Raw genomic sequence first — 26,893 nt, 5'->3', positions numbered from 1 at the left:
TTGCTTCAGGTACGTTTCCAGCCGCGTCGTCCCCAGAAAAATAGCGTGCGCATCTCCGGTCACGAAGCGACGACCGCTGTTGACTGCCGTGCGTAGCAACGGCGCGTCCAGGTCCTGTGGCACACCATCAAACAATCTGAACTGCGCATCATCGGGCGAAGGTACTTTGCGCGCCGTGCTCATCGTGGCTTCCTGCCGTTTCGTTCCAGGCAGTATTGTATGGACCCGAGGGCTTTTGCGACAGCCTCTTCAGGCCGGGGTTTGGGCCCGACCCGTAAAACGCTGAGGGTATATTAACCTCTATATCGGGAGCCCCGACTATGCGCTACGCTTGGTTCCGGAATCGCACCCGGCTCCAACCTCGCGCCGTCGAGCACTTCATTGAAACATTGCATTTGTCTGCAAAGGGGGGCGAAACATGTTCGGGGGCGTTAGGACGTACGATCAGATTGAGAAGGACTTGGCAGAGGCCATCAAGTTAATTCAGCGGCTGCTTTGCAAGGAGATCAACAACAGCTGCCGAGCGGCGCAATACCTGCGCGACGTTGGCGAACTGGTGCAAACATGGCGGGCGGACGCTGGACAAGCAGCAATCGCGAAACATGGTGCTCGTCGTTTAGTTAATTCGCTAATGGAAGCGGATGCGCTTGGGTTCGTAACTCTGCTGCTGGCAGAGCAACTCGAATCCGACAAAATTCTGTTGGCAAAGCTCGAAAAGTGCTTCAACGGACCACTACAGACTGAGGATGAGGTTGGGAAACGTTCTATCGAAGCACGAAACTTCTTTTTTGAAATGAGGCTGCTAGGTCAGCTTACCTACGCAAAGCTTCCGGCGGTTTCGGGGGAGGCACCCGACGTTCAAACTGCGATAGTAGGCAAACCAGTTCTGATTGAATGTAAGCGAGCCTTCTCTCGTAATAATTTGACGTCCCTCACAAGAAAAGCTCGGGAACAACTTGATAGAGAATTGGAAGCCAACCCCGAGGCCGTCGGATTTATCGCGTTCGATTTCACGCGGATATTGCCGGATGATCGCTGGTACGTGTCGTACTCGACACGACAGGAATTGAATGTGCGATTGAAAGATGTCCAGGGCTATATAAGGAAATATTTTGAGCCTGACATCGTCAACGCGCTACGGAACAAGGTTCACGAAAGAGCCGTAGGACTTATCGAGTACTTCCAGACTGCCGGACACAATAAGTCTACTGGATGTTGGGGTACAACCTGGGGGCAGGAATTCGTGCCATTGCGTGATGCAAGCCCCACGGGCATCGTCGCGGAATTCTCTCGACTTGTTAAAGAGGCCAACGCAGTGCACCACGCTTCGCCAGGGGCTGACGAAGGTTAGTGGTGGTTAGTGGGCGGCGCGCCATGGTGTGGCCTTGCATCGCGTGACGTCCATCGTTAGGTGTCTGGAACGCTAATACCTACGCCGCGCGCGCATTATCGATGGAACGTCCCCAACTCACAAATCCCCCAATTCCCTATTGCCCCCGCACAATTGACCCGATGGCCTGTCCTGCTGGCTGCGCCATGGCAGCGAAATTATGGCAACGGTACGTTTGCTGGAATCACCCCAACGAGTCATTGATGACAGAGGCCGACGCGCTATGTGACGCGGCCAGCGACGAGTTCACACGACTCTTGCCTCAAAATACTACGTCATTGGGTCCCTACAGCAAACCCAGGAAGCATTCCGATCATCGACCGGCATTCATGCGCAGAATCAACGTGCCTCAGCAGTCGGCTAGGCACGATACGCGCCGAAACAAAACGTCGATCACTTCAGTTCAGGTCGGAGATCGCCAACCGGTGCTTTCGGCGATGAGGGGCGTTCGTTAGGACGTTGTCCGCAGATTGCGATCTTGTGCAGCCGGCAGGCGGTCCCCATTTTCGGGTGCGGACCGTTTGACCTCGCGGCCGCGACGGGGCCACGTACCGCCACTCGTATGGAAAGACACCAATGGGTCGCACGCCCAACGGCCGCACTTTGACGTTGGGCCTTGCGCCGGCTCCGCCGTTCCAAACTCTTGAGCACCCAGAGAGCGGACACCCATTGAGCCAGCCTAATGCGGCCTGCAATAAGGGCTTCGTCGACCGCAGGTATCGCAAGTCACTGGTATTGCCTATAGACAGATCGATGATCAGTCGTTTATGTCTGACGATATTCTGCGACCGTAGGAGGCTTGGTCGGCATTAAGGCACGGCCCACGGGAAGTCATTTACGACTCGTTGTTTGGCAAATTTGACACGAAGCAGCTAGTATTTCAACGATGTCGCTCGCGACCGACATCTTACAGTCCCAATGCACCTTGACGTCATAGTTGTCCGCTTGCATTTCGATAACGGAGCTATGAAGCGCCGGTCTCAACACGATACAGCGCCCACTCTAATGACTGTCTGGCAACAGGGGTGACGAAATGGACGAAGATGAAATCCTCAGAGAATTCCAGCACGTTCCGCTCACCGAATATCTACTGACTTGTAGAGAACACGGTCGGCAAAATATCCCTGCACAAAAAAGGCAAAATGCATGTAATCTGTATTCAATCGTAGATAAATGGAGAAATGCCGCAAGACCATTGTCATGGGAAATCCATCAAGCGATCAAGTTGGCGGAGGATTTTCTTTGGTCCGAATATTTTCTCCAAACCAATCCAATTCCGCGGTATGTGCATTATACGAATCTAAGAATCCTTGACCGCTTTCTTTATGTGGGACAACAGGTCCCGCTTTCTTTGTCACTTCAACGGTGCAACTTAGCGATTTCGCTTCTCGTAAGAGATTGGCGGGAGTATGAAGTGAACGCAATGATGATGGATCGAAATCAATATGATAGAAGCGGCTTTTCGGAGGATGATGTTCGAGAGCGCATCTCAGGTTTGGAAGAACTTACAAAATTCACTAATCGAAAGGGACTTCCGGATGTACATCCATTGGATTCCATGCATTGGATGCCAACGCATCCGTACCGCACCGACTGGATCTATTATGCGGTTGAATCGGAGGGGGCTATCGCGTTGTGCCATATGTCGGCTCTCCCTCAAACCAAATATCACGATGAGTATATGTTTCTCCGAACAATCCATATCGCGGAGTGTTGCTTTCTTGCAATAAACTTATCGGTGAGCGCAGCAATAACAAATTATCACGCAAACGTACCAGAGCAAGCCGTCGAATGCCTCCGTCAAGCGAATTATTTCGCCTCATTCCTTGTGAATCTATTCGCGCTTTTTACTACCATGCCAGTAGAAAGCTTCTATGATGGTTTCCGGCAAGCAACCGGAAATGCCAGTGCGATCCAATCGGAAAAATATCAATACTTGGAGAAGATAACTAGAGGGCAAAATGTAAAAAAGAAGGCCGCACTTGAAAAACAAAAGGAGGCAAAATTTTACTCAAAGTGGAATTTGCCGAGGAGCCACACTCTTTCGGGTTTGGCTGAGGATCTTAGCGAGAAAAAAGGCGATTCAGCCATCACCATTTTGAGTCTCATTTCGGAGCTTGATCGACAGCTACTTATGTGGCGATCGAAGCATTTGGGGATTGCAAGAAAATACCTCCCCCGGGAAACAAAAGGCACCGGAGAGGAAGGGATTTTGTATTTAGAGAAAAACGTTAGGGATCCAACTATTAGCGACGAGACTCACTTCGACGAGGCGCCGGAAGGAGGTCAACTAACTGTAGCCGCGTCGCTTCAGATTGTGGCGAGTAATACCCAATTTCATTGGTGCGAGTGCTCAAAGCTTGACGCCAAGAAAGTTTGCGAGGCACTGGAATCCAGACGGGAATTGACACTAAGAAACATAAGAAATGTATCGTCCGATATTAAGCAAGCAATGGAGTTGTACGACGCTTTTTTTTCTGATCATCAACATTCTTCTCTATTGACCGGTCCGCTCCTTGATTTTCAAATGAACGGGGCGCCGTCGGATAATCCAGTGGAGGAATTGCTGTTGAATTGCGAATTACAGTCCGGCGTACTCATTGGCTTACATGATATGGGACACGTTATTGGACGGCTCCGGTTGGACGTAGCTGTCGACGGAGAGACATATCAGCACATCTCCGGGAAGAAGCGACGCTGCCGTTCTGGTGACTGGGTTCTTCGAGACGAAAAAGGCATTATCGCGTCTTATTTTGACGGCCCCGGCAAACGTACGGCGCTTGACCCAATGCGTATGCGAGCAGGTGACGTATTGCCTAACATGGGCTTGATCCTCCTAGGCGCACCTGGATTAAGTCACGAGCGACTAAAGCACGCGAAGGAGCTTGTAGACCAGTTGGTAGGTCAGCATTCTGAAACCCACGCGTGGCGCTCCTGGAGCGTGTGACACAACACAACTATCGAGTGTGCTCGACATATAGCACGGAGGGCGACCAATGTTTGATGCAACCTTTCCAACGCGAGCAGTCGCAGCAATTCAGCCAACTGATCGATTGCATCTTGGCAATTACTTTGGCGCTCTTCAGCAAACTTTATCGTTTCAAGATATAGTTCCGCGAAACAACTTTTGTTTCGTAGCCGACTACCATGCGCAAACATCTAAAAAGAATTCATGGGAGGATTTGGGGCGGCTGACGCGAAGTCTAGCAATGGATTTTTTGGCGCTTGGCCTGAGGCCAGAGCAAACTTTTCTCTATCGTCAATCAGATGTGCCGGAGGTGATGGAGGTACTATGGCTACTCTCTCTAGTCACAAATTCTGCAACGCTTCAGGGCGGTCATAAAATGAAAGAAGCGGTCCCTACCGCTGCTATTTATTTATACCCATTACTAATGTCGGCGGATATACTGGCACTGCGTGCGACTCACGTTCCAATAGGTGATGACCAAAAGCAGCACCATGACCGTGCGCGAGACATCGCGGCTCGATTTAATAAGAAGGTCCATAGGCAACTGTTGCCCGTTCCAATCGGGGTCTGTAACAAGTCATCGCGCGTGCCAGGGACCGATGCACTAGACCCCAAATATCAGGCGACGGACCAGCGTCCCAAGATGAGTAAGAGCCTTGAAAATTTCATTCCAGTATTTTGTTCGGACGAAGAAACGGCCGAATACGTCAATAGCATTGTGACGCGACCAGTCAAGTGGGGTGAGCCAACTGATCCGGAAGATGACACTATTTATTCGCTGTACTGTCTGATGGCGACTCAAGCTGAATGTGATGAACTGGCGAATAAAATGCGTGCAGGAAGGATTGGATATGACGAGGCCAAGCGCAACCTCACTCGGCAAATTAATGATTATTTCGGCGTGGCACGGGATGTGAAGCAAAAATTGGAAACCCGTCCAGACGATGTCGAAGACATTCTTAGGGAAGGAGCCATGTTCGTTCGACGAGAGGTGCTGGCTACTCTTGACGAAATCCGATACCTGTCGGGACTTCGTCGTTATCGAAGATGGCCAACGGTTAGTTCGAGCTAGTGCTGTCCTTCCACCTTCACTAAGTCGCCATCGGTACTATATAGCCGAGGGAAAGCCACACCCTGGAGAACCGGGAACAGGTATGTCCCGCAACTGAATACACTTCGCGGACGTCATTTTTTGCATCTGGCTCATCTGATTCGCGCACAACGCCTGTCATTCACCATTGTTCCAACGTCCGAAAAGCAACCGATACCTGCCTACGGCACGCCGATTCCTGAATGTCGGCAATGGCCGATGAACGAGCATTCGTCTTTGACACTCGAATGGCCGGTTACGGGTGCGGACTCGACGCCTGAACGTCCGACCGACGACGCATGTGAACTACGGTTTGTGGCCAATTTCTGCCTGATCCCCGGCTACAGTTTATGTGCTTAATTCGTGCACAGAATCCGTTGCACAGTAACCCCGCACGTCAATTCAAGCTTCGACGTTCCCGTCGAGGTTGATAGTTTTTATGCGTTCCACGTCGGCTCCAGCATGTTTTTTTGCGCGCGCGGTTATTCGAAGAGGTCTGCCTGTCTGTAGACCACATCCCCTTTGCGCCGTGGTTCTTCCTTCGCCTTCTCCTCGATGCGGAAGAAGTCTGGGTCGACGCCGGCGTGTTTGGCGGCCGTCAGCCAGTCGGGCATCGGACCGACCCCGTTCCAGTCGTGGCCTCGCGCGTCGCGGTACAGCGGCGGGTGCGCGAGATCTTCCTGAATTGACGCTTCCAGTGCGTCGAATGTGACGCCGAATTCCTGCATGCGTCGGCGGATCCAGTTGATGAGCCGCTCGCGGGCCTCACCGTCAGCGATTTTCCCTTTCATTCCGAAGTACCCGGTTTTCGTTCGGGGAATTATAGTGACAGGCAGAAAAAAGCCCGCTCAATCGGCGGGCTGAATCCATATCGGAGGAGACATGGAGGAGACGGGTTAAGTATAAACCCTTAATTCTGTTGGCGCAGTGCCGTCGCCGATTTTGTCGCATCAACGCGACAGGCTCAAGCCAGCTTGCGGTCCGTTCGTCGGTACGCCTCGCCTGCCAGGAAGCGGTCGAGCCGTTCGCTCGCTTCGGCGACGGCCCACAGCGGGGCCTGGCGCAGTTGTTCATCGTAGGTCGTGACGATTACGGCGAACAGGCTTGCGGCACCCTCATCCAGTCGCCATTCGCCCGTGTCCCGGCCGCGGTCGAAAGCGGCCGAAATGGCGGCTTCCGCGACGACGAGTTGCTCGTACGTGGCCGCGCCGTAGCCTGCCTCGGCGATAAAGCCCGTCAGGATCACGGTCTGGGTAAGGGTCTGTGCGTTACGCACGCTGCCGACACCGGCCCGCATGGTTGCGAGCGCAAGGTGTACCCGCGGCGCGAGCTCGTCGGCGGTAGCGCGCGGCATCGGCAACAGCATCGGTTTGTCGCGATCATTTGTAACTGAGACCGTGCGTCCCTCGCCCAACGCAAGCTCGGTGAATGGCCGCGGCCGAGCAGGTACGACCGCCTCTTGTCGACCCATTCCAGCCATACGGGTGGTCTTTGGGCAACGACAGCTCTGAATACCTCAGCGGTCATTCGCCCACACAGGAATCTCTTGCGACTTGCCATCCGTCCCGCGCTGAGTCAGTTTGCCGTAATCCGGCCGTCTTCTGCATCCCGAACCAACGCACAGCAGTAACGTTGGCTAGGCCGCAGTTCGCGCCGCGTGTTCAATCAATAATACAGTGCAACATCGAGTTGCATTTATATTGCAAGCTGCTTTCTAACGCCATCCTGAATGCCGACACCGGAGCAGCATCTCGAAGTTTGCGCCAGTTGATCCCCAGCTCGGATCTGCACACGGTCCGAAAGCAGGTAGAGTGGTGCAACCTGATGCCCATTTGTGCGAATGCGCAAGCTGCTCCCGCATGGGCTGTGGTGGTGCGTATGAGCGCGTCCGGGATTTTTCCCTGCCGCCGCCTTTTTGGGCAGGCAGGTAATGCGGGATCGCGTGGGCTGGCCGTGCGGCGCGCGCAGAAAAAGGCCCGCTGCGCGCGATCGCATTGGAGACTTTCCGCCTATAGGTGCCAAATGACCGCAGAAACTTTCCTCGAGGATGAACGCGACTACCTTGCATGGTTGGCGGCGAACCCCCACGGTTTCGTCCTCAATCGCTTTCGAAAGGAAAACTCGGCGTCGTACATGGTCCTACACCGGGCAACTTGTCGCCTCATTAGTCAGTTATCGGGGAATGCGCGCGTGGGCGGATTCACTGAGCGCGGATACATAAAGATTTGCGCTTCGGATGTTGAAACGCTCGCGGGTTATGCTCGTCAGCACGCTTCTCAACATGGCAAGCCGGGTGGTTCGTTCTCGAAGGTCTGTGCCTTCTGCGATCCAACTGGCGTCGAGCGGTAACGCAGAAAAACGCCCGCGCGGCAGGTGCGGTGGCTATCAATCCGGCTGGGCAGGAGCAGACGGCGCAACTCAGGCATAGTCAGCGGGACCATGTCTTCAGAAGTTTCTTTGTCTGGGTCTGCAACACCACAAGAATCGGCATCCTAACTCCTTTGTGCCACCACAACATCGCTTGCTTCGGCGCTACAACAACGTTAAGACGTAGGATCCGAATGAAAGTTGTTTTCTCGCGAAAGGGTTTCGACCAACAGTACGGCGGCATGGCCAGTCCGATCCTGCCGGATGGCAGATTGATCCCACTCCCGATTCCGAGCGATCACGACCGAACGACGATCGACAACGTGGGCTTCCCCGATCTGGACTTGGATCCCATGCTCCGGGACCTGTCCTGCGAGCGGCATAGTTCCAAGTCGACGGTCCACTACGATCCGGACCTCGGCGGCAATCACGCGGCTGGCATCCCCGGCTGGCGGCCAGCCTTGGGTCAGACGGGCGCTGCCCAAGGCCACCTTTCTAACAACGGCGTTGGTGCTGGAGACGTCTTCCTGTTCTTTGGATGGTTCCGGCAAGTGGAAAAAGTGTCCGGGCGGTGGCGCTTTGTGCCGCGTGCGCCGGATCTGCACGTAATGTTCGGTTGGCTGGAGGTCGGTGAAGTGCTGCCTGTCGTCACTGACCGCCCCGGCTCGCTGCAGCGACATCCGTGGATTGCGACGCATCCCCACGTAGCTTCTCCAGAGAGATACACGGATCCGCGAAACACCCTTTACGTCGGACGCAAGCGTTCGGCCTATGTCAACGGTCTCGGGGGTGGGAGATTCCCGTCTCTGCGTGCGCCGTTGCAACTCACGCGGGAAGGGCTGTCGCGCAGTTTCTGGTCCTTGCCGTCGTGGTTCGAGCCGAAGGGCAGGACGCCGCTAACCTACCATCCCAGTGACGACTGCTGGAAAGTAGAGGGCGATAGTGTGACGCTGAAGACGGCGGCGAAAGGGCAGGAGTTCGTGATCGATGGCAAGGCCTATCCGGAACTGGAATGGTGGGTAGCAAACCTCATTGGAGATACAGCATGAAGCTACTCAAGTATGTGATGACGTCGGATACTGGGCTTGCCCCGAATCCTTACTTTGACATCTGCTCTCTGGCACTTTGTACGCCTAACCATATGAATGCGCGTCTTCGACCCGGTGACTGGGTTGTGGGGCACTCATGCAAGGCGACTGGGAATCACCTGATCTACGCGATGCGTCTGACCAAGGTTCTCGACATGGACCGGTACTTCCGCGAGTATCCGCAAAAGCGTCCGGTGCTGAACGGTGAGCCCGAACAGAGGTACGGGGACAACCTCTACTTCCGCGAAGGCGCGCATTGGCGAAGAGTACCTTCTCCAGGGCATAACTCCGTGGACTCATTCGCACAGGATCGAGGGAAGCTGGTTTTCTTGGCCGAAGGGTCGGGCAACTTTTGGTACTTCGGTGCGGCGAGTTCGATGCCTGAGTCGCTGGCATTTGCCGACCGATTTCCGGGGCTTATCCTCAGGCGTCAGGGCTTCAAGTACGTGTACGACGTTGAAACAATCGAGAAATTTGTTCACTGGCTTGAGTCAATTGGCACTCGCGGTCGCTTCGGAGACCCGCGCGATAAGGAGCCGGACAATCATCGGCACTATCTAACAGCAATCGAGCCGCAACATGTATGGCAGGAAGCTTGTGGAGAGGCCAGCCCGGAGAGTCTGGCGATTGCTGAGGCAGACCACGTCGGCGCGAATCACACCCGGCAAACCGAGAGTCGCGGGTGCGGCACACCTTCGCCAAGGCAGTATGCCGAAATGCGAACTGCCAGTGGGACTTGTGGCTCGCGGTGACGGCGATCACGGCGAGGCGAGATGGCTAAGTACGTTGCCCTGAGCGGCTGGCACGCTCGGCCACGGGGACAAGCTCTAGCAGGCAGGAAATGCAAAAAATCTGTGCGCACTGTTTTTTTGAGCCTCGCAACTACAGCCTGCCCACGCCGCCGATTCCACCTGTCCCCGCCCAGCCGATTCCAGACAATGGCATCGTGCTGCCATTCGAGGAACTGTCGGAAGGTCAGACCGCAACACTTACCGTCGACGCAATGGCCAGCAGCATCCTGAACATCGCGAAGCTAGAGGAGTGGAACATCCAGCGGCCAGTTCTGGTTGCGCAACCGACGTTCGAATGGCTGTGTTAAAGCGGGAGCCAGCGACCGGAAGTGGCCGAGTGCCGTCTTATGCAATTCGCATACGCAGCTCGCGCCTCGTGAGGCTGCGATCGGCAGCGAGCCCCCGTTGCTGCCGGTCGAGCCGTTGGTGTTCCAAGTGCAGGTGTCAGAGCGGAACGGTCACCATACCGTCGATCGAGGACCAGGCATCGGCCTTATGCGAAGCTTTCCATAAGGCCGATGACTTGCCGGCCGCCAAGAGGGGCGGAATGACCGGCCGCCTTGGAAACGGCCGTCGTGGCAACGCCAGCGCGTCAGGCCGGTTAGAGTCGACTGTCTACCGTTCTCGTGTCCCGTATCTTCAACGAACTCGGTAACGTCCGTGTTCTATCTTGTCAAATATTCTACGCGCGGTTCCAGCACAACTGCATGGAGACGCATTTCCTTTCGCATGATCATTTGGGAGGAGGCTACCAACCGAAAACTTAGGGAAGCGTGCGAGAACAATTCTCCGGATCTCATGCGTAGATAATTCAGATCCGCGGGCATACTTCAACGCAATTTCGATCATTTCATGATTGGTCAGTCTCATAATGCTCCTCGCCCAGTGACGGTTATTGGCCCCGTGTAGCTCGACTAGTTAGACAAGATTTCGGTGCACCAAACGCACATAACGATCGTCGTCGCGAGGGATGAAGTAGGTGGCATGGGGAAATGCGTGTCCAGTATGCTGTGTCGGGAGGAATACCCACCATTCGCTATCACCAGCCACTAGCTCATACAACTGCATTCCTAACACCTGCGAGGGCTTCGAGTCGAAGCGCTCGTTGAATTGGCGATGAAAGTTGTGTTGAGAACCGAACCCGGTCAGGATTTTGGAGATTGCCTGTTGGGCGTCGAGGAATGGCCTCGCCTGGATACGCATGCGGTCAAGCTCTGCTTGAAGGGCAGTCTCCGATAGGGCGTGCAATTCAGGAGCATCGTTCTCAAAGGAGAAATACTCGCCCCAATACGGTTTAAGCTTCGCGCGATCTAGATTTGGGCCTATTTCGGATCGGCATTCAATGTCAGTAATCATGTCATTTTGCCCAACGTTTCAGAGTGACCGGCCCGCGCTGAGGGGACAAACAAGCAAAGCGTGCCGGCGGCTTGGTTGACCGAGCAGTTGTGTCTGCGCCGTTTGTCCTACCAAAATGCGTTGTGTCGATGGCTTGGACTTCACGTACGATCCATCGCCGTTTTAGATCCATAGCTTCCGCCGTTCGCGCTATTCGACCATTTTCTCGCAAGAGCCAGAAAAAAGTATGTGCTTTTCTGCACACGGCTATGACCGAGTTGCTCCCATCGAGCATCCGGCAGGTTCCGAAGTGAACCGGACGTTGGAATGACGGCTTCGTGTGTTGCGCGAACGTCAAATATTGGCCGTCTGCTGCCCCACGTGTCTGACGTGTGCCGACACTCGAGATGAAGCCAGACTTCGAGGCAGCGAGGCTCCCGACTGGACGTTAGCTGAATGGCTTCCTCAGAGAATCCGAAGATGCCGGATCTTCCCAATTATGGGCGAGCGCTTCAGGATCAGCTCGGTGATGTATTCGGGCAGAAGTGCGCGCGGCACATTAGCCGGTATGTCTTCCACGCGCTGCGATGGAACGTGGACGATGAATTCATCCGGTTCATTCTTCAGGCTGTGTTCACAGCTGACGCGGTAATCCATGACTGTCCCGGATCAAGATGGTGATCTTCTCGTACAGGATTTTATCAGCGCGCGACGCGGCCGACTCGCATAACGGTCTTCCAACCGGGTCATACGGGTATCAGAGCAATTTTACTTCGGCGCTACAATAGCGCCGATCAGACTGGGGCAGTGGTGCGCACTGACTTGTCGCCAGCAAAGGAGCTAATAAGTGACAAAGGTAAATGCTGAAGGGCAAAAAGAACAAATCTTGAATGCAGCCGCGAAGCTTTTCATCGAGAAGGGGTTTGGCGGCGCATCGATGCAGGAGATTGCGGAGGCGTTGGGCGTCACGCGCACGGCGGTCTATTACTACTTCAAGAATAAGGATGAGATTCTCACCGCCCTGGTCGAAGAGGTTACGCTGAGAGCCAGAAGGCTCTCGAGTCGTGTCGCGTCTGAAGCTACGGATGACCCGAAGGAACGCCTGCGCGCACTCGTTCACCAGCACACAATGCTGATTCTCAGCCACCACAATGAGTTCAGGGTGATCGATCGAACGGAACAACAATTGCCCGACCGGGCGTACCGTGCGAACGAAGACGCAAAACGAGCTGTTCTCAACAACTTTACCTGCGCGATCGAAGATGGGGTAAAGGCCGGCGTATTTCGCGTCGTCGACGCAAAAATAACAGCGTTTACCCTTATCGGAATGTGCAGTTGGCCAGCTTTTTGGTACAAACCTGAGGGTGCAAAGAGCGCCGAACAGATCGCAGAGACGATAGCAGAACTTGCAGTACAGTCAGTTGTCAGGCCCGCTAAACGCCAGTTGAAGGGCGAGAGCGGGGTTTCCGAGGCACTTGCACTGCTGCGTGAGGACCTCGATCATCTGTCGCTCATGATCGAAAAAACGCCCCGTCCCGGCTAAGAAATTTTTTTGCGAAAGATTTGACGAATGTGTCAATAAATATATACTGGTGTCAACAGACACGGAGACGTTTCCTATGAGTAACACGCCGACCACCGCCGTTGTCGAAGGCAAGCATACGCTCACGATCGACTGGTTTCCCGAGGTGTTGCCCGACCGTACGCCGCAGTCAAGTGTGGCGCTGCGAACTGTAGACGGAGCGGCCACGTGCGGTGTCCTCTATAAGGGCGCGTCAGCGAAGACTGTCGTATGCCTGATGCACCCACGCGAAAACTTCACGTTCCATTACCTCATTCCTGGTTTGCTGCGCAGTGGCGCATCCGTCTGGGCACAGGCGGCCCGGTCCGTTGGCAATGACCTGCGCCTTGAGCATGAGCTGGCGCTGCAGGATGTCGCAGCCAGACTGCGGTTCCTCCTGGATGCTGGTTTCGAGAAGATTGTGCTGCTTGGCAATTCAGGCGGCTCGGGGCTTTACAGCTTCTACAACCAACAGTCGCTACTGCCGGCGAAGGATCGCATTGCGAAGACGCCGGGCGGCCGACAGACTCACCTGAGCGCTGCAGATATGCCCAAGGCAGACGGGATGATTTTCCTGGCACCACACCCCGGTCAGGGGCAACTGCTGCTCGGCTGCATCGACCCGTCAGTGGAGGACGAAAACGATCCTCTTTCGATTGATGAAAGCCTGGATCCTTTCAATCCGGCAAATGGCTTCTCACGTGAGCCAGGGGAGACGCGGTACAGCCCCGAATTCATCTCGCGATATCGCCAGGGTCAGATTGATCGCGTTGCCCGGCTGGACAAGGTTGCGCACGAGATGATTTCGGCGCGGCTGGAGGCTCGCCAGGCTGTGAAGGGCAAGGTAGCGACCCGCCGGCAAAAACTGGTGGCCAGCCATACGCAAATCATGACGGTCTGGCGGACCGACGCGGATCTGCGGTGCATTGATCAGTCCATTGACCCTTCTGATCGTAAGCCCGGTTCGCTCTGGTCTCCGACGCCGCTGATATCGAACTTCGGCTCCGTCGGGTTTGGCCGTCTGTGCTCGCCGGAGTCGTGGCTTTCCACGTGGTCTGGGCTCTCGTCCAATGCCGCGCTAAAGCTAACAGCACCTGCGGTGGCGGTACCTACACTGGTTGTCGAATTCACAGGCGACCAGACCACGTTCCCGAAAGTGATCGCGGGCGTCTTCTCGATGATTGGCTCGTCCGACAAGACCCACGTGCGTGTCCGCGGAGATCATCATGGCAGGCCACTGGAGCCGGGAGAAGAGTCTGGTCGCTCGGCCGCTGGTCGTGCGGTGGGTGAATGGTTGCGTGAGCGCTCTTTCCTTTAAGTTTTCGGAGTTGACGAATGAACAAACCTGAATCGCTGAGGCTCTCGGGGGTTGATCACACCGCACGGCCTACCTGGAAGCTGCGTGAAACCGTCGAGTTTTATCGTGACACGCTTGGACTTCCGCTTGTCCACACGATCTCGGCCCGTGGTTGGGGTCCGGAAAGTCACCCAGACTTTCTTCATTTCTTTTTCGACAGCGGTAATGGAAGCACGATAGCCTTCTTCTATTACCTCGGCGAAACGAAGCCTGAGGAGCGGCCTGTCATGCGGCCGGCGCCCGACGACCATATCTACGACGCGACTCATACCGCCTGGCTTGCCGACAACACAGAACAGCTTCTGATGTGGAAGGAGATGCTCGAGGCGAAGGGCGTTGAAGTCTCTGCAACTACGCGACATGAAGTCATTGAGTCGATTTACTTCCGTGACCCGAATGGCTACTTCATCGAGATTACGGTGAAGCTGCGCGCACTCCAGGCGCTGGATGCCCAGGATGCTGCATTGACGTTGAAAGCCGCTATTGACGCTGAAGTGGCAGCGCAGCAGACCCAGCATCAGGTGCGCGACATTGACGATGTCTGGCGCGAGAAGGGCAAGCTGTTGGGTAACCAATGCGGCATTCCAATGGGTGGTCCCGGTATCTTCGTTCCTGCGTTGGCTGAATTCTCGAGCGTAGTTGACGCGGCCCGCGACACTCGTGGTTGGCGGGTGTCCCAACCGTCGCCGGGATACTTCCTGATTGAAGCAGACCACGCGATTGAATTCAGTCGCAAGGACCTGGGATTGAAACCGGCCGTTTGGTACGGATTGTTCACTGGCGGCTTGTGCGGAAGAATTGAAACCTTCGACAGAGACCGCGTTCGCATCGTCAAACAGTAAGCGCGAGCAGTACTGGAGACACAGAAATGGCAGGCATCAACTTTCGCATCGAAGGCGTCATGTATTGCGACCCCGAGGCCGCAAAGCGGTACTTCGAAGCAGGTGCATGGGCAGACAAGACTTTTGGTCAGGCGCTCGCCGACACGGCTCGACGTTTGCCACAGAAACTTGCATTTATCAGCGACGAGCGCAACATCACGTTTCAAGAGTTGGACGAGCAAAGTGACCGGCTCGCCGGAGCGCTGGTCAAACTCGGCCTTGAGCCGGGCGCGCGGGCGATGTTTCAGATGGGCACGACGGTCGACACAGTCATTGCGTTGTGCGCCTGCTATAAGGCTGGCGTCATTCCGGTATGTTCGCTGCCGCAGTATCGCGAAGTCGAAATCGGCAAGCTGGCAGCGCTTTCCGAGCCCCAGGCATATTTCGTTCAGGCAGACTTCAGCCAGTTTGACCTGGTTGGGTTGGCACAAAAGATGTGCGCCGAACACCGGTCGATGCGACAGCTCATCGTGGCACGCGGCGAAGCGCCAGCGGGCACGCACGGTATGGGAGCGCTGATTGACGCGACACCACTCGAAGAGGCCCGCAATTTGCTGGCCACATTGGCGATCGGCTCGGAAGATGTTCTCAGCTTTCAGCTCTCTGGTGGAACCACTGGCGTTCCGAAGATCATTCCGCGGTTCCACGCAGAATATCTTGGGCATTCCATCGCGTGGTCGAATCATTCGGGTGCAGGTGAAAACGCGACGCTAATCTGGTCGCTCCCACTTCTGCATAACGCGGCGCATCTCTACGCGCTGGTGCCAACGATTGCCCTTGGTCAAACGACGGTCCTGATGTCGAAGGTCGACGTCCTGCGTATGGGCGAACTGATCCAGCGGCACCGTGTGACCCACGCAGTTTCAATCGGCCCGGTAGCGCCGCAAATCATGGCGTGTCCGCAAGTGCTCGAGTACGACCTATCGTCGCTCAAGTTGTTCGTTTGCCTCACCCGCGCAGATAGTCTCGAAGCATTCATCGGCGTGCCCTGCTCGAATCTTTATGGCACCACCGAAGGACTGCTGCTCGGTTCTGGTCCGGATGTCGACGAGTTCATCCGGCATCACACGCACGGCTGCTCAGGCTGCGACCAGGACGAAATCATATTGCTGGACCCGGACAGCGAAAAACCGGTGGCGCCTGGCGAAATGGGCGAGTTGTGCTTTCGTGGCCCGTCGAGTCTGCGCGGTTATTTCAACGCCCCTGAGGCTAATGCGACCGTATTCACGCGGGATGGCTTCTTCCGGACGGGCGACATGATGCGAGCGCATGTGATCGATGGCCAGACCTATGTGTCGTTTGAAGGTCGCCTGCGCGACAACATAAATCGCGGCGGTGAAAAAATCGGTTGCGAAGAGGTTGAGGTGTTTCTCAGCCGCCATCCTGCGGTACTGGATGCAAAGCTCGTCGCAATGCCGGACCCCCTGTACGGCGAAAAGGGGTGTGCATTCCTGATTCTGCGCAACGGTCGTTCCGCGCCTGAAATTCCGGAAATGATCGAGTTTCTTACCTCTCGGGGGCTCGCGAAGTTCAAGTGCCCCGAGCGCATCGAAATCGTCGAGGGATTCCCTGTGACACGTGTCGGCAAGGTGGACAAGCCGGCTATGCGTCAGATCATCGCGGCTACGCTCGCCGCCGAGGCATCCAAAAGCGAGTCCCTCTCCCAAAAGGAACATTGAAATGAGCAAAATGCACTACCGCATCGGCCAGATTGTGCCCAGCTCCAACACAACGATGGAGACGGAGGTTCCCGCGCTCTTTCGGAAGCGGGAGTTGCTGGCGCCTGAACGTTTTACCTTCCATTCGAGCCGCATGCGTATGCACAAGGTGACGAAGGAAGAACTGGCCGCCATGAACAAGGAAGGCCTGCGATGCGCTGCGGAGCTCGCAGACGCGCGTATGGACGTTATGAGCACCGCCTGTCTGGTCGCCATCATGGCAATGGGGCCGGGCTACCACCGCACGGTGGAGAAAGAGCTCGGCGACGCCGCGCGCGCGAATCACTGTGACGCAGCGGTGATGACTTCCGCCGGGGCGCTGATCGAGGGACTCAAGATCATGGGCGCAAAGAAGATATCGCTCATGGCGCCCTATATGAAGCCTTTGACGAAGCTGGTGGTCGAGTACATCGAAAGTGAAGGCATTGAAGTTATCGACGCTCTTTCGTTCGAAATACCGGACAACCTGGATGTCGGCAAGCGTGATCCGCGTCAGCTCATTATCGACGTACAGAAACTCAATGTTGCGAACGCTGATGTCGTTGTGGCGTCGGCCTGCGTCCAGATGCAGTCGCTACCGGCTATCGAGGAAATTCAGGCAAAACTGGTTCTCCCCGTGACGTCCACGGCTGTTTGCACGACCCGTCGGATGCTGGACAAGCTCGGACTGGATGCAGTTATTCCGGGCGGCGGCGCCTTGCTCACTGAACGCTTCAGTCCGCGCGCCGCGGCGCTGGAGGAGTGAGATGAGCGAGATTCGGGGATTCGATGTCGGACCATCGGAATGGCTGCTCAGCGAGTCGCCGTTCGTGGTGCGCCGTCGGGTGAAGTGGGGGGAGTGTGACCCGGCTGGTGTTGTCTACACGGTTAACTTCAGCGAGTACGTCATTTCAATTGTGAACAGGTTCTACAGCTACCTGCTCGGATCCCCGTCGGAAACGGCGAAGGATAGGAACGGTTTCGGGACGCCCGTCAAGGCGTTGAGCTTCGTTTTCAACAGGAGCCTGCGCCCAGACGAATGCTTTGACGTCAGCGTTGCGGTCGGCGACGTTCGTGAGCGCTCCTTTGACCTTTCGATGGAAGCAACAACCAAGGACGGCGAGAGCGTGTTTTCGGCAAAGCTTAGCCCGATCTGCATTGAACGCCGTGAACGGCGATCCATTCCGATTCCGCCGAAGTTTCGTGAGCGACTGCTCGAAGTCGCGTCGTGCCGGGCCGTTGCAAATACACACGCTGGAGACTGAGCATGGTTATCAATGTTGTGGGTGGTGGCCCGGGCGGCCTGTTCTTTTCGTACCTTGTGAAGAAGCGGTTTCCGCAGTGGACCGTTCGCGTATTCGAGCAGAACGAAGCCGGCGCGACGTACGGATGGGGCGTGGTCTTCTCCGAGGTAGCGCTGTCGTTCCTACGCAAATCGGATCCCGATTTCTTCGAACGATTCACGGCCGGGCACGTGCATTCCGACCATATGGAAATTGTCCACCGGGGCGTGCACGTGCCGATTCACGGCAACCGCTTTTCGCGGGTCGCGCGGATCGCGCTGCTGCAGTTCCTGCATCAGGAGTGTCGTTCGGTCGGCGTCGAACTGCTGTTCAACATCAGAATCGACGAGATGAGCACGGTCCGCCAGGCAGACCTCGTGGTGATTGCCGATGGCGTCAACAGTAGGATCCGCGAACAGTTCGAAGGTGCGTTCAAGCCGACTTTCGTGCACCGTCGCAACAAGTTCGCGTGGTATGGCACGACGAAGCTTTTCCCGGCCGTCGCGCTGATTTTCCGCGAAACCGAGTTCGGCACGCTCATCGCTCACGCATACCAGTTCAGCGATAGCACCAGTACGTTCCTGATCGAGACCGACCCGGAAACATGGAAGCGCGCGCGTCTGAATGAAAAAGACGACGTGGCCAGCAGAGAGTTTTGCGAGCGGGTCTTCGCGGATGACCTTGAAGGTCACGAGCTCATGTCAAACAAGTCCATCTGGTTCGAAGCGGTGACGGTCAAGAACGAGAAATGGCACCATGGAAACATGGTGCTGCTGGGCGACGCGCTGCGCTCCGTGCACTTCTCGCTTGGATCGGGCACGCGCATGGCGATGGAGGACTCAATCGCTTTGTATGAGGGGCTGTGCGCTCACTCCACTAGTCTCAAGGGTGTCTTCGAGCACTTCGAGACGATCCGTCGCCCTGCGTCGGACCGGTTTCAGGACGCTGCTGCGAAGAGTCTCGACTGGTACGAAAACGTCAGCGACAAGCTTCATCTCGACCCGATTTCATTCACCTACGATTACATGCGCAGAACTGGCCGCGTAACTCACGAGGACCTTCGCGAGCGCGACCCGGAACTGATTCGACAGTATGAGGCTCTTCACGGCGAGTCCGTGAGCTGACGTGCGACTGCTGGACGCCGTGATGTCGGGGGCGTCTTTCTGGTTGCACTTTCCTACTGCATCGCGCCGACAGTCTCCTGCCAGCATTACCGAGTAGTTCGCTGTTTTGGGGCTGGCCGTCTCGCGTCGGCCCTCTTTTCAGCCGCGCTTTCGTCGAAGACTGAACGACCATGTCGCCGGGATCGGCGCTTGATGATCCGTGAACGGCCGCTCGCGACGCTATCAGAAGGAGGGAAGCCTCGTCGGCGTGGAGGGACTAGGGAAAACCATATGAGTATTGTCTATGATGTAATAAAAATTGACGTATATGTCTATTTTGTTTAGCATGATTTTGAAGCGTATTGGATATGCCGATGGTGTCTGCAAGCGGCGCAGCAAATGAGGCGGGAAGTCGAATGGAGCTGTGGCAAATTCCCCGTCCATGTGAGCCACTCACAGTGCTTCCGGATACGTTGTGAACTTGTACCGTGTGGTTGGCGACACGCTTGAGCTTTCCGGGATGAGTTACGCCCGCCACGCTGAAGCAGGATCGATTGAGATTCGCTGTTGACACATCGCGCCCCAGGCCTAGGCTGCTATCAAATTCCTCAGCGGCGCAAACCATGTTCGAGGCGCGGCGAGTCACTGTGGTGACAGTTCCGCGGCGCCCGATCACATTTTCGATACGTTCCTGACCGCAGAGGCAAAAAAGCAAAGCTAAACAAACCTCAGCGCAATTTGGTTGGCTAATTTGGAGATCAGGTCGAACTTCCTGACATTGAATCAAGGTAACCGAAATGAACTTCTTACAAAATGCTTGGCACATGGTTGGGTGGAGTCATGAGCTTGGAGACAGCGGATTCGTGCACCGGACGATTGCCAACGAACCGGTACTCATCTATCGCCTTCAGGACGGTAGTCCCGCTGCGATCCTTGATCGGTGTCCTCACCGGTTCGTGCCTCTGCACCTCGGAAAGCAGGTGGGCGACACCGTGCAATGTGGCTATCACGGTCTGTGTTTCGACAAGACCGGTGCTTGCGTCAAGAATCCGGTCGATGGCGCGCCGATTCCCAAAGCCGCAAAGGTGAAGTCGTATCCGGTCATTGAGCGTTTCGGGGGCTTCTGGATCTGGATGGGTGATCCTGACCTGGCCGATGAGAGTGCATTGCCTGATTACGAGTTCCTGGTCGATCCGAAACGTGCCGCTGTGCATGGCTACATGATCACCAAGGCGAACTACCAGCTCACTATTGACAACCTGACTGACCTTACCCACATCCAGTTTGTGCACGGGAAATACCAGGGGTCGGAGGCTTATCCCCGAATCGTCACCGAGGTCAAGCAGGTTGGAAACACGGTATTCACCTACCTGACATTCCCGAATGGCCGGTCGCCGATGTTTTATGCGAATGCGCTCCCGGACCCTGAGCAACCTATCGACCTCGTGTACGAAGTACGATGGGATCCGCCGTCCAATGCAAAACTGACTGCGCGCGGATACGCGGTGGGTGACAGGAGCAAGAAGCTGTTCGAAATTCAGAGCGCACACATCATCACGGCGGAAACGGACCTGACGTGCCATTACTTCTTCTGCAACAGCCGCGACTACGCTGTCGGCGACGAGGCAGCCGACCAGAAGGTTCGCGACTGGCAGCGTATCGGTTTCATTGGTGAAGACAAGCCGATGCTTGAAGCGCAACAGCTTTCCATAGGCAATGTTGACATTATGGACCTGAAACCTGTCTTGCTGGGATTTGACGGTGGAGCCATGCGCGTTCGGCGTACATTGCAGGCACTGATTGACGCTGAACAGAAAGCGAAGATCGAGTTGGTGCAAGCCTGAGGTCTACCCGACCACTGTTTGCATCTGGTTTGTGCGCCTAACCTTGTGTGCCAGCTGCCGAAGAGCGGCGGAGGAGACGAACACCGGAAGCATCGAAGTACCTCCGAATTGACATGGAGGACGTGCGCCAGCGCCACTCACCGCGACGTTGGCGATCTCCCGGATTCCTCCCGAGACATCAAAGCCGCGCCCGAGCGCGCATGACACGATGCTCGAGGTAGGCATTGCGGCTGCTGGGCACTTTCTGCCGGCACGACCGTCTTCGAGAGAGTCAGGCGTCCCGGTACTACTTCCAGTTTTTGTGGACCTCCGAAAGGAGATAAAATTGAAGGTCAAAGTCGTAAAGAAGCAGGTCGAGGCTCTTGATATCTACAGATATGAGCTGGCGCCGGTTGACGGTGAGATGTTGCCAGGATTCTCTGCAGGCGCGCACATCGACGTTCACGTGAAGCCTGGGCTTGTGCGTCAATATTCGCTGTGCAATCACCCGGACGAGGTACATCGATACGTCATCTGTGTGCTACGCGACCCCAACTCCCGAGGCGGGTCGATTGCGATGCAAGAACTGGTTAAGGAAGGGGATACGCTTACCATCTCCGAGCCAAAAAACCATTTCCCGCTGGAACGGGGCGCGAGGCGTACTCTCCTGATTGCGGGCGGCATCGGTGTGACGCCCCTGCTTTGCATGGCAGAGCGACTGTCCCGCCTAAACGCGGACTTTGCGATGCACTACTGCGCACGGTCCGCAGAACGGATGGCATTTCGCTCCTATATAGCAGATCAGGAATTCGCAGAAAGGGTTTCCTTTTACTTCAGCGTTGGTGCTGAGACTGCGACGTTCGACGTGGCGTCGGTCATCGCTGGAGCGTCGCCTGATACGCACCTGTACGTGTGTGGGCCGGCGGGATTCATGGATTGGGTCATCCAGAGCGCACGCGAAGCGGGGTGGCCGGAGGAGCGTATTCACCGGGAGTATTTTGGTGCCACCGCCTCAGGAGGTGGAGAGAACGGGTCTTTCGACGTGAAACTGGCAAGTTCCGGAAAGGTCGTTTCCGTCGGCGCGGACGAGTCCGTTGTCCAGGCACTGGCACGCCACGGTGTCGAAGTTGAAATGTCGTGCGAGCAAGGCGTATGCGGTACCTGCATCACGCGCATCCTCGAAGGGGAGCCAGACCACCGGGATCTTTTCCTGACTGACGCCGAGCATGCGCTGAATGACCAGTTCACCCCTTGCTGCTCACGGGCAAAGAGCAAAGTCCTGGTTCTCGACATCTAGCGGTTCAGCATCGGTTTCCGACAACCGTTTAGAAGCGAATCATTAAAATAGGAGTACATATGTCAATGAATAGAGGTGTTGTCTACGTCGGTCACGGAAAGGTCGAAGTGCAGTCGATCGATTTCCCCAAGCTGACGACACCGCTGGGAAAAAGCGCTGAGCATGGCGTTATTCTCAAGGTGCTTTCCACGAATATCTGTGGTTCGGACCAACATATGGTTCGTGGTCGAACGACGGCACCGACCGGCCTTGTTCTGGGGCACGAAATCACAGGTGAGGTGCTCGAGGCTGGGCGCGACGTGGAAACCTTGAAGGAGGGCGATATCGTCTCGGTTCCGTTCAACGTTGCGTGCGGTCGATGCCCGCTCTGCAAGGAACAGCAAACGGGAGTATGTCTGAATGTGAATCCCGCGCGTGCCGGCGGTGCCTACGGCTATGTCGACATGGGTGGCTGGATTGGAGGGCAGGCAGAGTACGTTATGGTGCCGTATGCGGACTTCAACCTGCTCAAGTTTCCCGATCGTGCGCAGGCAATTGAGAAGATTGCGGACCTGACCTGCCTGTCAGATATTTTGCCGACTGGCTACCACGGTGCGATCACCGCCGGCGTTGGTCCGGGCAGCACCGTCTACGTTGCAGGAGCGGGTCCGGTTGGGCTGGCCGCGGCCGCCTCGGCACGCCTTCTGGGCGCCGCAGTAGTCATTGTTGGTGATGTCAACCCTGCGCGATTGGTGCACGCAGGTGCAGTCGGTTTCGAAACGGTCGATCTCTCGAAGGACGCGACGCTTGCGGAACAGGTTGCTGCGATTCTGGGGACCAGTGAGGTCGATTGCGCGATCGACGCAGTTGGCTTCGAGGCGCGCGGGCATGGTCACGAAGGTGCGCAACGAGAGGCGCCCGCGACGGTGCTGAACTCGCTGATGGAAATCACGAAACCTGCGGGCCGGATTGGTATTCCAGGCCTGTACATCACGGACGATCCGGGCGGTGTCGACAAGGCAGCAAAAAGCGGCTCTCTGAGCATCCGTCTCGGTCTGGGTTGGGCGAAGTCGCACAGCTTCTTTACTGGTCAGACCCCGGTGATGAAGTACAACCGAGCGTTGATGCAGGCCATCTTGTGGGACAAAATCAAGATCGCGGATGTCGTCGGCGTGCAGATCATCTCGCTAGACGATGCGACCAGGGGCTATGCTGAGTTTGATTCCGGTGTGCCGAAGAAATTTGTGATTGACCCGCACAAGCAGTTGGGGCATATCCAGGCACCCAGGGCGAACGGTTCAACGGAAGCAGCCATTTCCTGACCAACAGTATGTGCGCAACCAGCTTCGCATCCTGCGGCCGGAGTTGGCGTACTGGCTGGATGAAAACGCGGCCAGTGCTAGAGGCGGGACAAACTACCCCGCAATCAAAGGTTACGGCGCCAAGGTGCGTCTGATAGGTAAAGATGGACAAGCACGTTGCGATGAAAGTGTACGTACAAATTGTCGAGACCGGTGGATTCGCAAAGGCCGGCGAGGTCCTGCGTACGTCCGCGACCCAGGTCACGCGTACGGTGCAGGCGTTGGAGCGTGAACTTGGCGTCAAACTGCTCAATCGCAACACGCGTCGTATCAGTATCACGGATGCGGGCGCGAGCTACTACGAGCGGTGCGTCCGCGTGCTCCAGGAAATCGAGAATATGGAAGCTGACCTTCAGGGGTCAAAAGCGGGGAAGAAGGGCATCGTTCGCATCAGCGTGCCGGCCCTCGTGGCCAAGGAGACGGTGGTCCCAGCTCTCCCGAAGTTTTTTGCGGCTTATCCAGATATCAAGCTCGAAATCAGTATTGCTGACCACCATGCGGATTTGGTCGAGGAAGGGCTGGATTGTGCTGTCCACGTGGGGGCAGTGAACGATCTGGGCCTGGTTGCCAAAAGGATTGGGTTCTATCAGCTGATCACATGTGCTTCACCCGGATATTTGGAGAAATACGGAGAGCCGTCGTCTCTGGAGAGCTTACGAGAACACGTCGGCGTCGGCTACGCCATGAAGACTGGCCGCATCCGAGAATGGGAGTTCGTTGTCGAGGGAGAGTCCAGATCCTCACCTCTGAAAAGTATCATTGTCGTCAACGACGCAGATACCTACGTAGCGTGCGGTCTTGCCCGACTGGGATTGATCCAGGCGAGCAGTTTCATGCTTGAACCTCACCTGAGGGCCGGCCGATTGTATGAGGTTCTCACACAGTTTCCGTCTAACCCGCGTCCGGTTTCCATTCTTTACGCGCCGAATCGAAACAGACCAAAACGCGTCGGTCTTTTCATCGACTGGTTGATGGAGCTATACCCCAACCGTTGACGAATTGCTGCTTCCGTGAAACGTTCAACTCTCTGAAGGGCGCGACACAGTCCGTAGTCGCTCGTCAGCGCGCAGTGGCGTCACTAAGGGAGGGGACTACCCCAATCATCCGGTAGCGATGAGACTGACCACCGCTTCCTTGAGGAGATACGTTCGTTCGGCCGTTGCGTGGTCGCAGCGGATTGCGTTCGAAGAGACGCGAGCGCCGCGATTCACAGTGCAACAATTGCGTTAGAGCTTCAAAATCTAGACCTAACGCTACATCAAATTCTTCCGGGCGGACACAGCTCGATTCGATGGCCGATTCCAATGTCGCACTGCATGCAGTGCGTTCCTTCGCTGTTGGGGCCTGTGAACGACCCATTGCCGCTTACTGTCGCGACACCTTCTCCGAAACAAAACTTCCGGTTCACCGTAATATCGGTCAGGTTTTTGCCGCAATCCAACCGGCCGATCGCTTGAGAATCCGACGGCGATAGCCGTCTCAACGCTTGGTGACGCGGGTATCGATCTGACTTACATTGATGCCAACTGTCTGGCCCGATGGCTTTTCCCATCCTCCGCCCAGCGCCAGGAAAAGATTGACCTGGTCGACCGCAACCTGGCCGGATGCGGCCGCGACCTGCGCGTTCATCGCGACCAATGTTCGTGTCGCATCCAGATCGGAGAGGAAAGACTCCCGTCCGGCCACATAGAACCGATGGGTTTCATCGGCCGCTTTTGTGGCCGACTTCTGGGCATCCTGAAGTGATTCCAGACGCTGATAGTCTGCCGAGTATGTGGCAAGGTTCGTTTGCGTTTCCCGGAGTGCATTCAGCACGACGCCATCGAAATGAGCTAGCGACGCATCCGTACCCGCCTGCGCTTCACGAACTCGCTCCCGCTGGCCATTGACCGGAAAATTCCAGCTGACGAGCGGTCCGAAGCCCCAACGTTGTGTCGCTTGCCGGCCCATGTCTTCAAGGACGCCAGTCAGGCCGGCCGAAGCGCCGATCGTGACGGAAGGATAGAGTGCGGCGGTCGCCACTCCGATCTGGGCAGTCGCAACCGCGAGCTTGCGCTCTGCTTCCCGAACATCCGGCCGTCGCTTGAGTAGCGCAGCGCCGTCTCCGACCGGCAGCGTCTGATTGATTCGGGGTGTCTCGTGGCAAGCACGTGCCGCGGGCGGAAGGTCGGAGGGCGATTCAGCGAGCAGCATGGCGAGCCGATACAGGGCCATCTGATGGCGAGCCTCCATGTCGGGAACATCGTAAGCGCCTCGCGATGACCGTTCAGTTTTTCCTGGACGCCACGGTATGAAGCACGACATGCTATCGCTTTAGGGATGTTTCGTTACCCGGTAACGGTCTGCAGGAATTCGTTACCGTGTAACGATGATCAGGAGTAGCGGGATGGCACAGACGACAGCGGAGCGACAGGCCGCCTACCGCGCAAGGCGCGCGACGGCCGGAAACGATGGCAACGGAGAGCGGCGGCTGAGCATGTGGGTGACCACTGAAGCGGATCTCGCGCTCGCACGGCTGGCATGCCGTTACTCGGTAACGAAGCGCGAGATTGCTGGTAGTGCGGGCCGACGCGGCGATCGTGCGCAAGCTTGACCCGGACTCGGCGGAGTGGAATGTCTACTTCAACGAACCCCGATAGCTCACCAGTGTTACCGGGTAACGGAGCGCTTTCTTCGGTGCAGTCGAATGCCCGGCTCAGCGCCTGCGAGCGGGGAGGTCGAATCATGAAGCCTGCAGCTGTTGCTCAATCGTCTGGAGGCGGAGGTTTGGGCGGATTTCGCAGGTGTTCGGCAATGCGCCAGGGCAGCAGTTCGTCAACGCGGTTGACCGGATGATCAGCGATACAGCTCAGCACGTGGCACAGGTAAGCGCGCGGGTCGATACCATTGAGTTTGCAGCTCCCGATGAGCGAGTACATCGCTGCTGCCCGCTCGCCCCCGCTGTCGGAGCCGGCAAAGAGGAAATTCTTGCGTCCCAGGCTTACACAACGCAGCGCGTTCTCGGCGAGGTTGTTGTCTATTTCGACCGTGCCTTCATCGCAGTACAGCGTCAGCGCGGCCCACTGGTTGAGCGAGTAGTTGATCGCTTTGGCCGTCTCGGACTTCGACGACAGCGTTTCGAGCTTCGCCCTGAGCCAGGCTTCGTAAGTTTCAAGCAGCGGTTTCGCCTTCTCCTGCCGAACCCGCAGCCGTTCCGCGGGAGACTTGCCGCGGATGCTGGCTTCGATCCCGTAGAGCTCGCCGATATAGTCGAGCGCTTTTTGCGTCGTGTCGGACGGCGTGCGCACGTGAATGTCGTAGAACTTCCTCCTCGCGTGGGCATGGCATGCAGCCTCGCGAATCGAGCCATCGCTGAACAGCTCGTTGAAGCCTGCGAAATGTTATGCATAACATTTCGCGGGCTATGTTGCGGCCAAATTTATGTGGCGGCGATGTCTTCGAGTCAGGGCTTATCCAATCCCCCCTGACTCGTGCCCGCACATAAAAAATGCCAGCGAACAACTAAAGTTGCTTCAGAAACGT

At 56.3% G+C, this 26,893-nt stretch carries 24 protein-coding genes and 2 pseudogenes; 19 read left to right on the top strand and 7 right to left on the bottom strand.

Going from position 1 to position 26,893, the window contains the following annotated elements; genetic code table 11:
* Nucleotides 1–183, bottom strand: a 183-nt coding sequence (locus tag GNZ13_RS45930; RefSeq protein ID WP_172177463.1) for a hypothetical protein, incomplete at its 3' end; no start/stop codon positions are given.
* Between the two features lie 277 nt (nt 184–460).
* Here GNZ13_RS45930 and GNZ13_RS45925 point away from each other — a divergent pair.
* The 3 genes from GNZ13_RS45925 (at nt 461) to GNZ13_RS45915 (ending at nt 5,430) form a co-directional block, all read left to right on the top strand.
* Nucleotides 461–1,351: a hypothetical protein gene (locus tag GNZ13_RS45925; RefSeq protein ID WP_172177461.1), complete on the top strand. Its 891-nt coding sequence runs from the start codon at nt 461–463 to the stop codon at nt 1,349–1,351.
* 1,072 nt (nt 1,352–2,423) lie between these two features.
* Nucleotides 2,424–4,337 carry a hypothetical protein gene (locus GNZ13_RS45920; RefSeq protein ID WP_172177459.1) on the top strand — a complete coding sequence of 638 codons (1,914 nt, stop codon included), beginning with the start codon at nt 2,424–2,426 and terminating at the stop codon, nt 4,335–4,337.
* A 49-nt stretch (nt 4,338–4,386) separates the two neighbouring features.
* Nucleotides 4,387–5,430, top strand: coding sequence for a tryptophan--tRNA ligase (locus GNZ13_RS45915; protein ID WP_172177457.1), 1,044 nt, complete (start codon nt 4,387–4,389; stop codon nt 5,428–5,430).
* A gap of 500 nt (nt 5,431–5,930) precedes the next feature.
* Here GNZ13_RS45915 and GNZ13_RS45910 read toward each other — a convergent pair whose 3' ends face one another.
* Together GNZ13_RS45910 and GNZ13_RS45905 are read right to left on the bottom strand one after the other, a co-directional pair.
* Nucleotides 5,931–6,239 (bottom strand): H-NS family nucleoid-associated regulatory protein, encoded by a 309-nt coding sequence (locus GNZ13_RS45910; RefSeq protein ID WP_172177455.1) that lies wholly within the window; start codon nt 6,237–6,239, stop codon nt 5,931–5,933.
* Between the two features lie 173 nt (nt 6,240–6,412).
* A complete protein-coding gene (locus GNZ13_RS45905; RefSeq protein ID WP_172177453.1) occupies nt 6,413–6,814 on the bottom strand; it encodes a hypothetical protein in 402 nt (133 codons plus the stop codon).
* 266 nt (nt 6,815–7,080) lie between these two features.
* Between GNZ13_RS45905 and GNZ13_RS45900 the strand changes: the two genes are divergently transcribed.
* The 4 genes from GNZ13_RS45900 (at nt 7,081) to GNZ13_RS45885 (ending at nt 10,002) form a co-directional block, all read left to right on the top strand.
* The gene (locus tag GNZ13_RS45900) at nt 7,081–7,797 is read left to right on the top strand and encodes a hypothetical protein (protein WP_172177451.1); all 717 of its coding nucleotides are present in this window, start codon (nt 7,081–7,083) and stop codon (nt 7,795–7,797) included.
* Between the two features lie 212 nt (nt 7,798–8,009).
* Nucleotides 8,010–8,864, top strand: a complete 855-nt coding sequence (locus tag GNZ13_RS45895) for an Nmad3 family putative nucleotide modification protein (RefSeq protein WP_172177449.1) — start codon at nt 8,010–8,012, stop codon at nt 8,862–8,864.
* Nucleotides 8,861–9,655 (top strand): Nmad2 family putative nucleotide modification protein, encoded by a 795-nt coding sequence (locus tag GNZ13_RS45890; RefSeq protein WP_172177447.1) that lies wholly within the window; start codon nt 8,861–8,863, stop codon nt 9,653–9,655. The genes GNZ13_RS45895 and GNZ13_RS45890 overlap by 4 nt, the downstream gene beginning before the upstream one ends.
* 89 nt (nt 9,656–9,744) lie before the next feature.
* A complete protein-coding gene (locus GNZ13_RS45885) occupies nt 9,745–10,002 on the top strand; it encodes a hypothetical protein (protein WP_172177445.1) in 258 nt (85 codons plus the stop codon).
* Between the two features lie 610 nt (nt 10,003–10,612).
* On the opposite strand, the gene GNZ13_RS45880 is transcribed toward GNZ13_RS45885, so the two are convergent.
* Nucleotides 10,613–11,050: a hypothetical protein gene (locus GNZ13_RS45880; RefSeq protein ID WP_172177443.1), complete on the bottom strand. Its 438-nt coding sequence runs from the start codon at nt 11,048–11,050 to the stop codon at nt 10,613–10,615.
* A gap of 444 nt (nt 11,051–11,494) precedes the next feature.
* A complete protein-coding gene (locus tag GNZ13_RS45875) occupies nt 11,495–11,686 on the bottom strand; it encodes a hypothetical protein (RefSeq protein ID WP_172177441.1) in 192 nt (63 codons plus the stop codon).
* 190 nt (nt 11,687–11,876) lie between these two features.
* On the opposite strand from GNZ13_RS45875, the gene GNZ13_RS45870 reads away from it, so the two are divergent.
* The 11 genes from GNZ13_RS45870 (at nt 11,877) to GNZ13_RS45820 (ending at nt 24,366) form a co-directional block, all read left to right on the top strand.
* Nucleotides 11,877–12,572, top strand: coding sequence for a TetR/AcrR family transcriptional regulator (locus GNZ13_RS45870; protein ID WP_328807400.1), 696 nt, complete (start codon nt 11,877–11,879; stop codon nt 12,570–12,572).
* 76 nt (nt 12,573–12,648) lie between these two features.
* Complete coding sequence (locus GNZ13_RS45865; protein ID WP_172177439.1) at nt 12,649–13,908, top strand: alpha/beta hydrolase; 1,260 nt, start codon at nt 12,649–12,651, stop codon at nt 13,906–13,908.
* Between the two features lie 17 nt (nt 13,909–13,925).
* Nucleotides 13,926–14,789: a VOC family protein gene (locus GNZ13_RS45860; protein ID WP_172177437.1), complete on the top strand. Its 864-nt coding sequence runs from the start codon at nt 13,926–13,928 to the stop codon at nt 14,787–14,789.
* Between the two features lie 26 nt (nt 14,790–14,815).
* Nucleotides 14,816–16,507: an AMP-binding protein gene (locus tag GNZ13_RS45855; protein ID WP_172177435.1), complete on the top strand. Its 1,692-nt coding sequence runs from the start codon at nt 14,816–14,818 to the stop codon at nt 16,505–16,507.
* A gap of 1 nt (nt 16,508) precedes the next feature.
* A complete protein-coding gene (locus GNZ13_RS45850; protein ID WP_328807399.1) occupies nt 16,509–17,291 on the top strand; it encodes a maleate cis-trans isomerase family protein in 783 nt (260 codons plus the stop codon).
* Nucleotide 17,292: 1 nt separating this feature from the next.
* Entirely contained in the window at nt 17,293–17,790 is a 498-nt protein-coding gene (locus GNZ13_RS45845) for an acyl-CoA thioesterase (protein ID WP_172177433.1), read from the top strand.
* Between the two features lie 2 nt (nt 17,791–17,792).
* Nucleotides 17,793–18,932: an FAD-dependent monooxygenase gene (locus GNZ13_RS45840; RefSeq protein WP_172177431.1), complete on the top strand. Its 1,140-nt coding sequence runs from the start codon at nt 17,793–17,795 to the stop codon at nt 18,930–18,932.
* 776 nt (nt 18,933–19,708) lie between these two features.
* Nucleotides 19,709–20,755, top strand: coding sequence for an aromatic ring-hydroxylating dioxygenase subunit alpha (locus tag GNZ13_RS45835; protein WP_172177429.1), 1,047 nt, complete (start codon nt 19,709–19,711; stop codon nt 20,753–20,755).
* A gap of 319 nt (nt 20,756–21,074) precedes the next feature.
* Nucleotides 21,075–22,031 carry a PDR/VanB family oxidoreductase gene (locus GNZ13_RS45830; RefSeq protein ID WP_328807401.1) on the top strand — a complete coding sequence of 319 codons (957 nt, stop codon included), beginning with the start codon at nt 21,075–21,077 and terminating at the stop codon, nt 22,029–22,031.
* Nucleotides 22,032–22,090: 59 nt separating this feature from the next.
* Nucleotides 22,091–23,332, top strand: a complete 1,242-nt coding sequence (gene fdhA / locus GNZ13_RS45825) for a formaldehyde dehydrogenase, glutathione-independent (protein WP_172177425.1) — start codon at nt 22,091–22,093, stop codon at nt 23,330–23,332.
* A gap of 143 nt (nt 23,333–23,475) precedes the next feature.
* Nucleotides 23,476–24,366 carry a LysR family transcriptional regulator gene (locus tag GNZ13_RS45820; RefSeq protein WP_172177423.1) on the top strand — a complete coding sequence of 297 codons (891 nt, stop codon included), beginning with the start codon at nt 23,476–23,478 and terminating at the stop codon, nt 24,364–24,366.
* Between the two features lie 484 nt (nt 24,367–24,850).
* Here GNZ13_RS45820 and GNZ13_RS45815 read toward each other — a convergent pair.
* A pseudogene (locus GNZ13_RS45815) lies at nt 24,851–25,648 on the bottom strand (TolC family protein); the annotation flags it as partial.
* 109 nt (nt 25,649–25,757) lie between these two features.
* On the opposite strand from GNZ13_RS45815, the gene GNZ13_RS45810 reads away from it, so the two are divergent.
* On the top strand, nt 25,758–25,964 hold the full coding sequence (locus GNZ13_RS45810; protein WP_236002484.1) for a hypothetical protein: 207 nt from the start codon (nt 25,758–25,760) through the stop codon (nt 25,962–25,964).
* Nucleotides 25,965–26,115: 151 nt separating this feature from the next.
* Here GNZ13_RS45810 and tnpC read toward each other — a convergent pair.
* Nucleotides 26,116–26,748: pseudogene (gene tnpC, locus GNZ13_RS45805) on the bottom strand (IS66 family transposase); the annotation flags it as partial.
* Nucleotides 26,749–26,893 lie beyond the last annotated feature (145 nt).

It is taken from the genome of Paraburkholderia elongata (assembly GCF_013177735.1).
Lineage (GTDB): Bacteria > Pseudomonadota > Gammaproteobacteria > Burkholderiales > Burkholderiaceae > Paraburkholderia > Paraburkholderia elongata.
Note: the sequence above shows the minus strand (reverse complement) of the source record. Positions and strands in the feature narration are given on the sequence as shown.

Coding starts and splice junctions, on each gene's coding strand:
- GNZ13_RS45920 (WP_172177459.1), top strand. CDS start 2,424: ATGGACGAAGATGAAATCCTCAGAGAATTCCAGCACGTTCCGCTCACC.
- GNZ13_RS45915 (WP_172177457.1), top strand. CDS start 4,387: ATGTTTGATGCAACCTTTCCAACGCGAGCAGTCGCAGCAATTCAGCCA.
- GNZ13_RS45910 (WP_172177455.1), bottom strand. CDS start 6,239: ATGAAAGGGAAAATCGCTGACGGTGAGGCCCGCGAGCGGCTCATCAAC.
- GNZ13_RS45905 (WP_172177453.1), bottom strand. CDS start 6,814: ATGCTGTTGCCGATGCCGCGCGCTACCGCCGACGAGCTCGCGCCGCGG.
- GNZ13_RS45895 (WP_172177449.1), top strand. CDS start 8,010: ATGAAAGTTGTTTTCTCGCGAAAGGGTTTCGACCAACAGTACGGCGGC.
- GNZ13_RS45890 (WP_172177447.1), top strand. CDS start 8,861: ATGAAGCTACTCAAGTATGTGATGACGTCGGATACTGGGCTTGCCCCG.
- GNZ13_RS45885 (WP_172177445.1), top strand. CDS start 9,745: ATGCAAAAAATCTGTGCGCACTGTTTTTTTGAGCCTCGCAACTACAGC.
- GNZ13_RS45880 (WP_172177443.1), bottom strand. CDS start 11,050: ATGATTACTGACATTGAATGCCGATCCGAAATAGGCCCAAATCTAGAT.
- GNZ13_RS45875 (WP_172177441.1), bottom strand. CDS start 11,686: ATGGATTACCGCGTCAGCTGTGAACACAGCCTGAAGAATGAACCGGAT.
- GNZ13_RS45865 (WP_172177439.1), top strand. CDS start 12,649: ATGAGTAACACGCCGACCACCGCCGTTGTCGAAGGCAAGCATACGCTC.
- GNZ13_RS45860 (WP_172177437.1), top strand. CDS start 13,926: ATGAACAAACCTGAATCGCTGAGGCTCTCGGGGGTTGATCACACCGCA.
- GNZ13_RS45855 (WP_172177435.1), top strand. CDS start 14,816: ATGGCAGGCATCAACTTTCGCATCGAAGGCGTCATGTATTGCGACCCC.
- GNZ13_RS45850 (WP_328807399.1), top strand. CDS start 16,509: ATGAGCAAAATGCACTACCGCATCGGCCAGATTGTGCCCAGCTCCAAC.
- GNZ13_RS45845 (WP_172177433.1), top strand. CDS start 17,293: ATGAGCGAGATTCGGGGATTCGATGTCGGACCATCGGAATGGCTGCTC.
- GNZ13_RS45840 (WP_172177431.1), top strand. CDS start 17,793: ATGGTTATCAATGTTGTGGGTGGTGGCCCGGGCGGCCTGTTCTTTTCG.
- GNZ13_RS45835 (WP_172177429.1), top strand. CDS start 19,709: ATGAACTTCTTACAAAATGCTTGGCACATGGTTGGGTGGAGTCATGAG.
- fdhA (WP_172177425.1), top strand. CDS start 22,091: ATGTCAATGAATAGAGGTGTTGTCTACGTCGGTCACGGAAAGGTCGAA.
- GNZ13_RS45820 (WP_172177423.1), top strand. CDS start 23,476: ATGGACAAGCACGTTGCGATGAAAGTGTACGTACAAATTGTCGAGACC.
- GNZ13_RS45810 (WP_236002484.1), top strand. CDS start 25,758: ATGGCACAGACGACAGCGGAGCGACAGGCCGCCTACCGCGCAAGGCGC.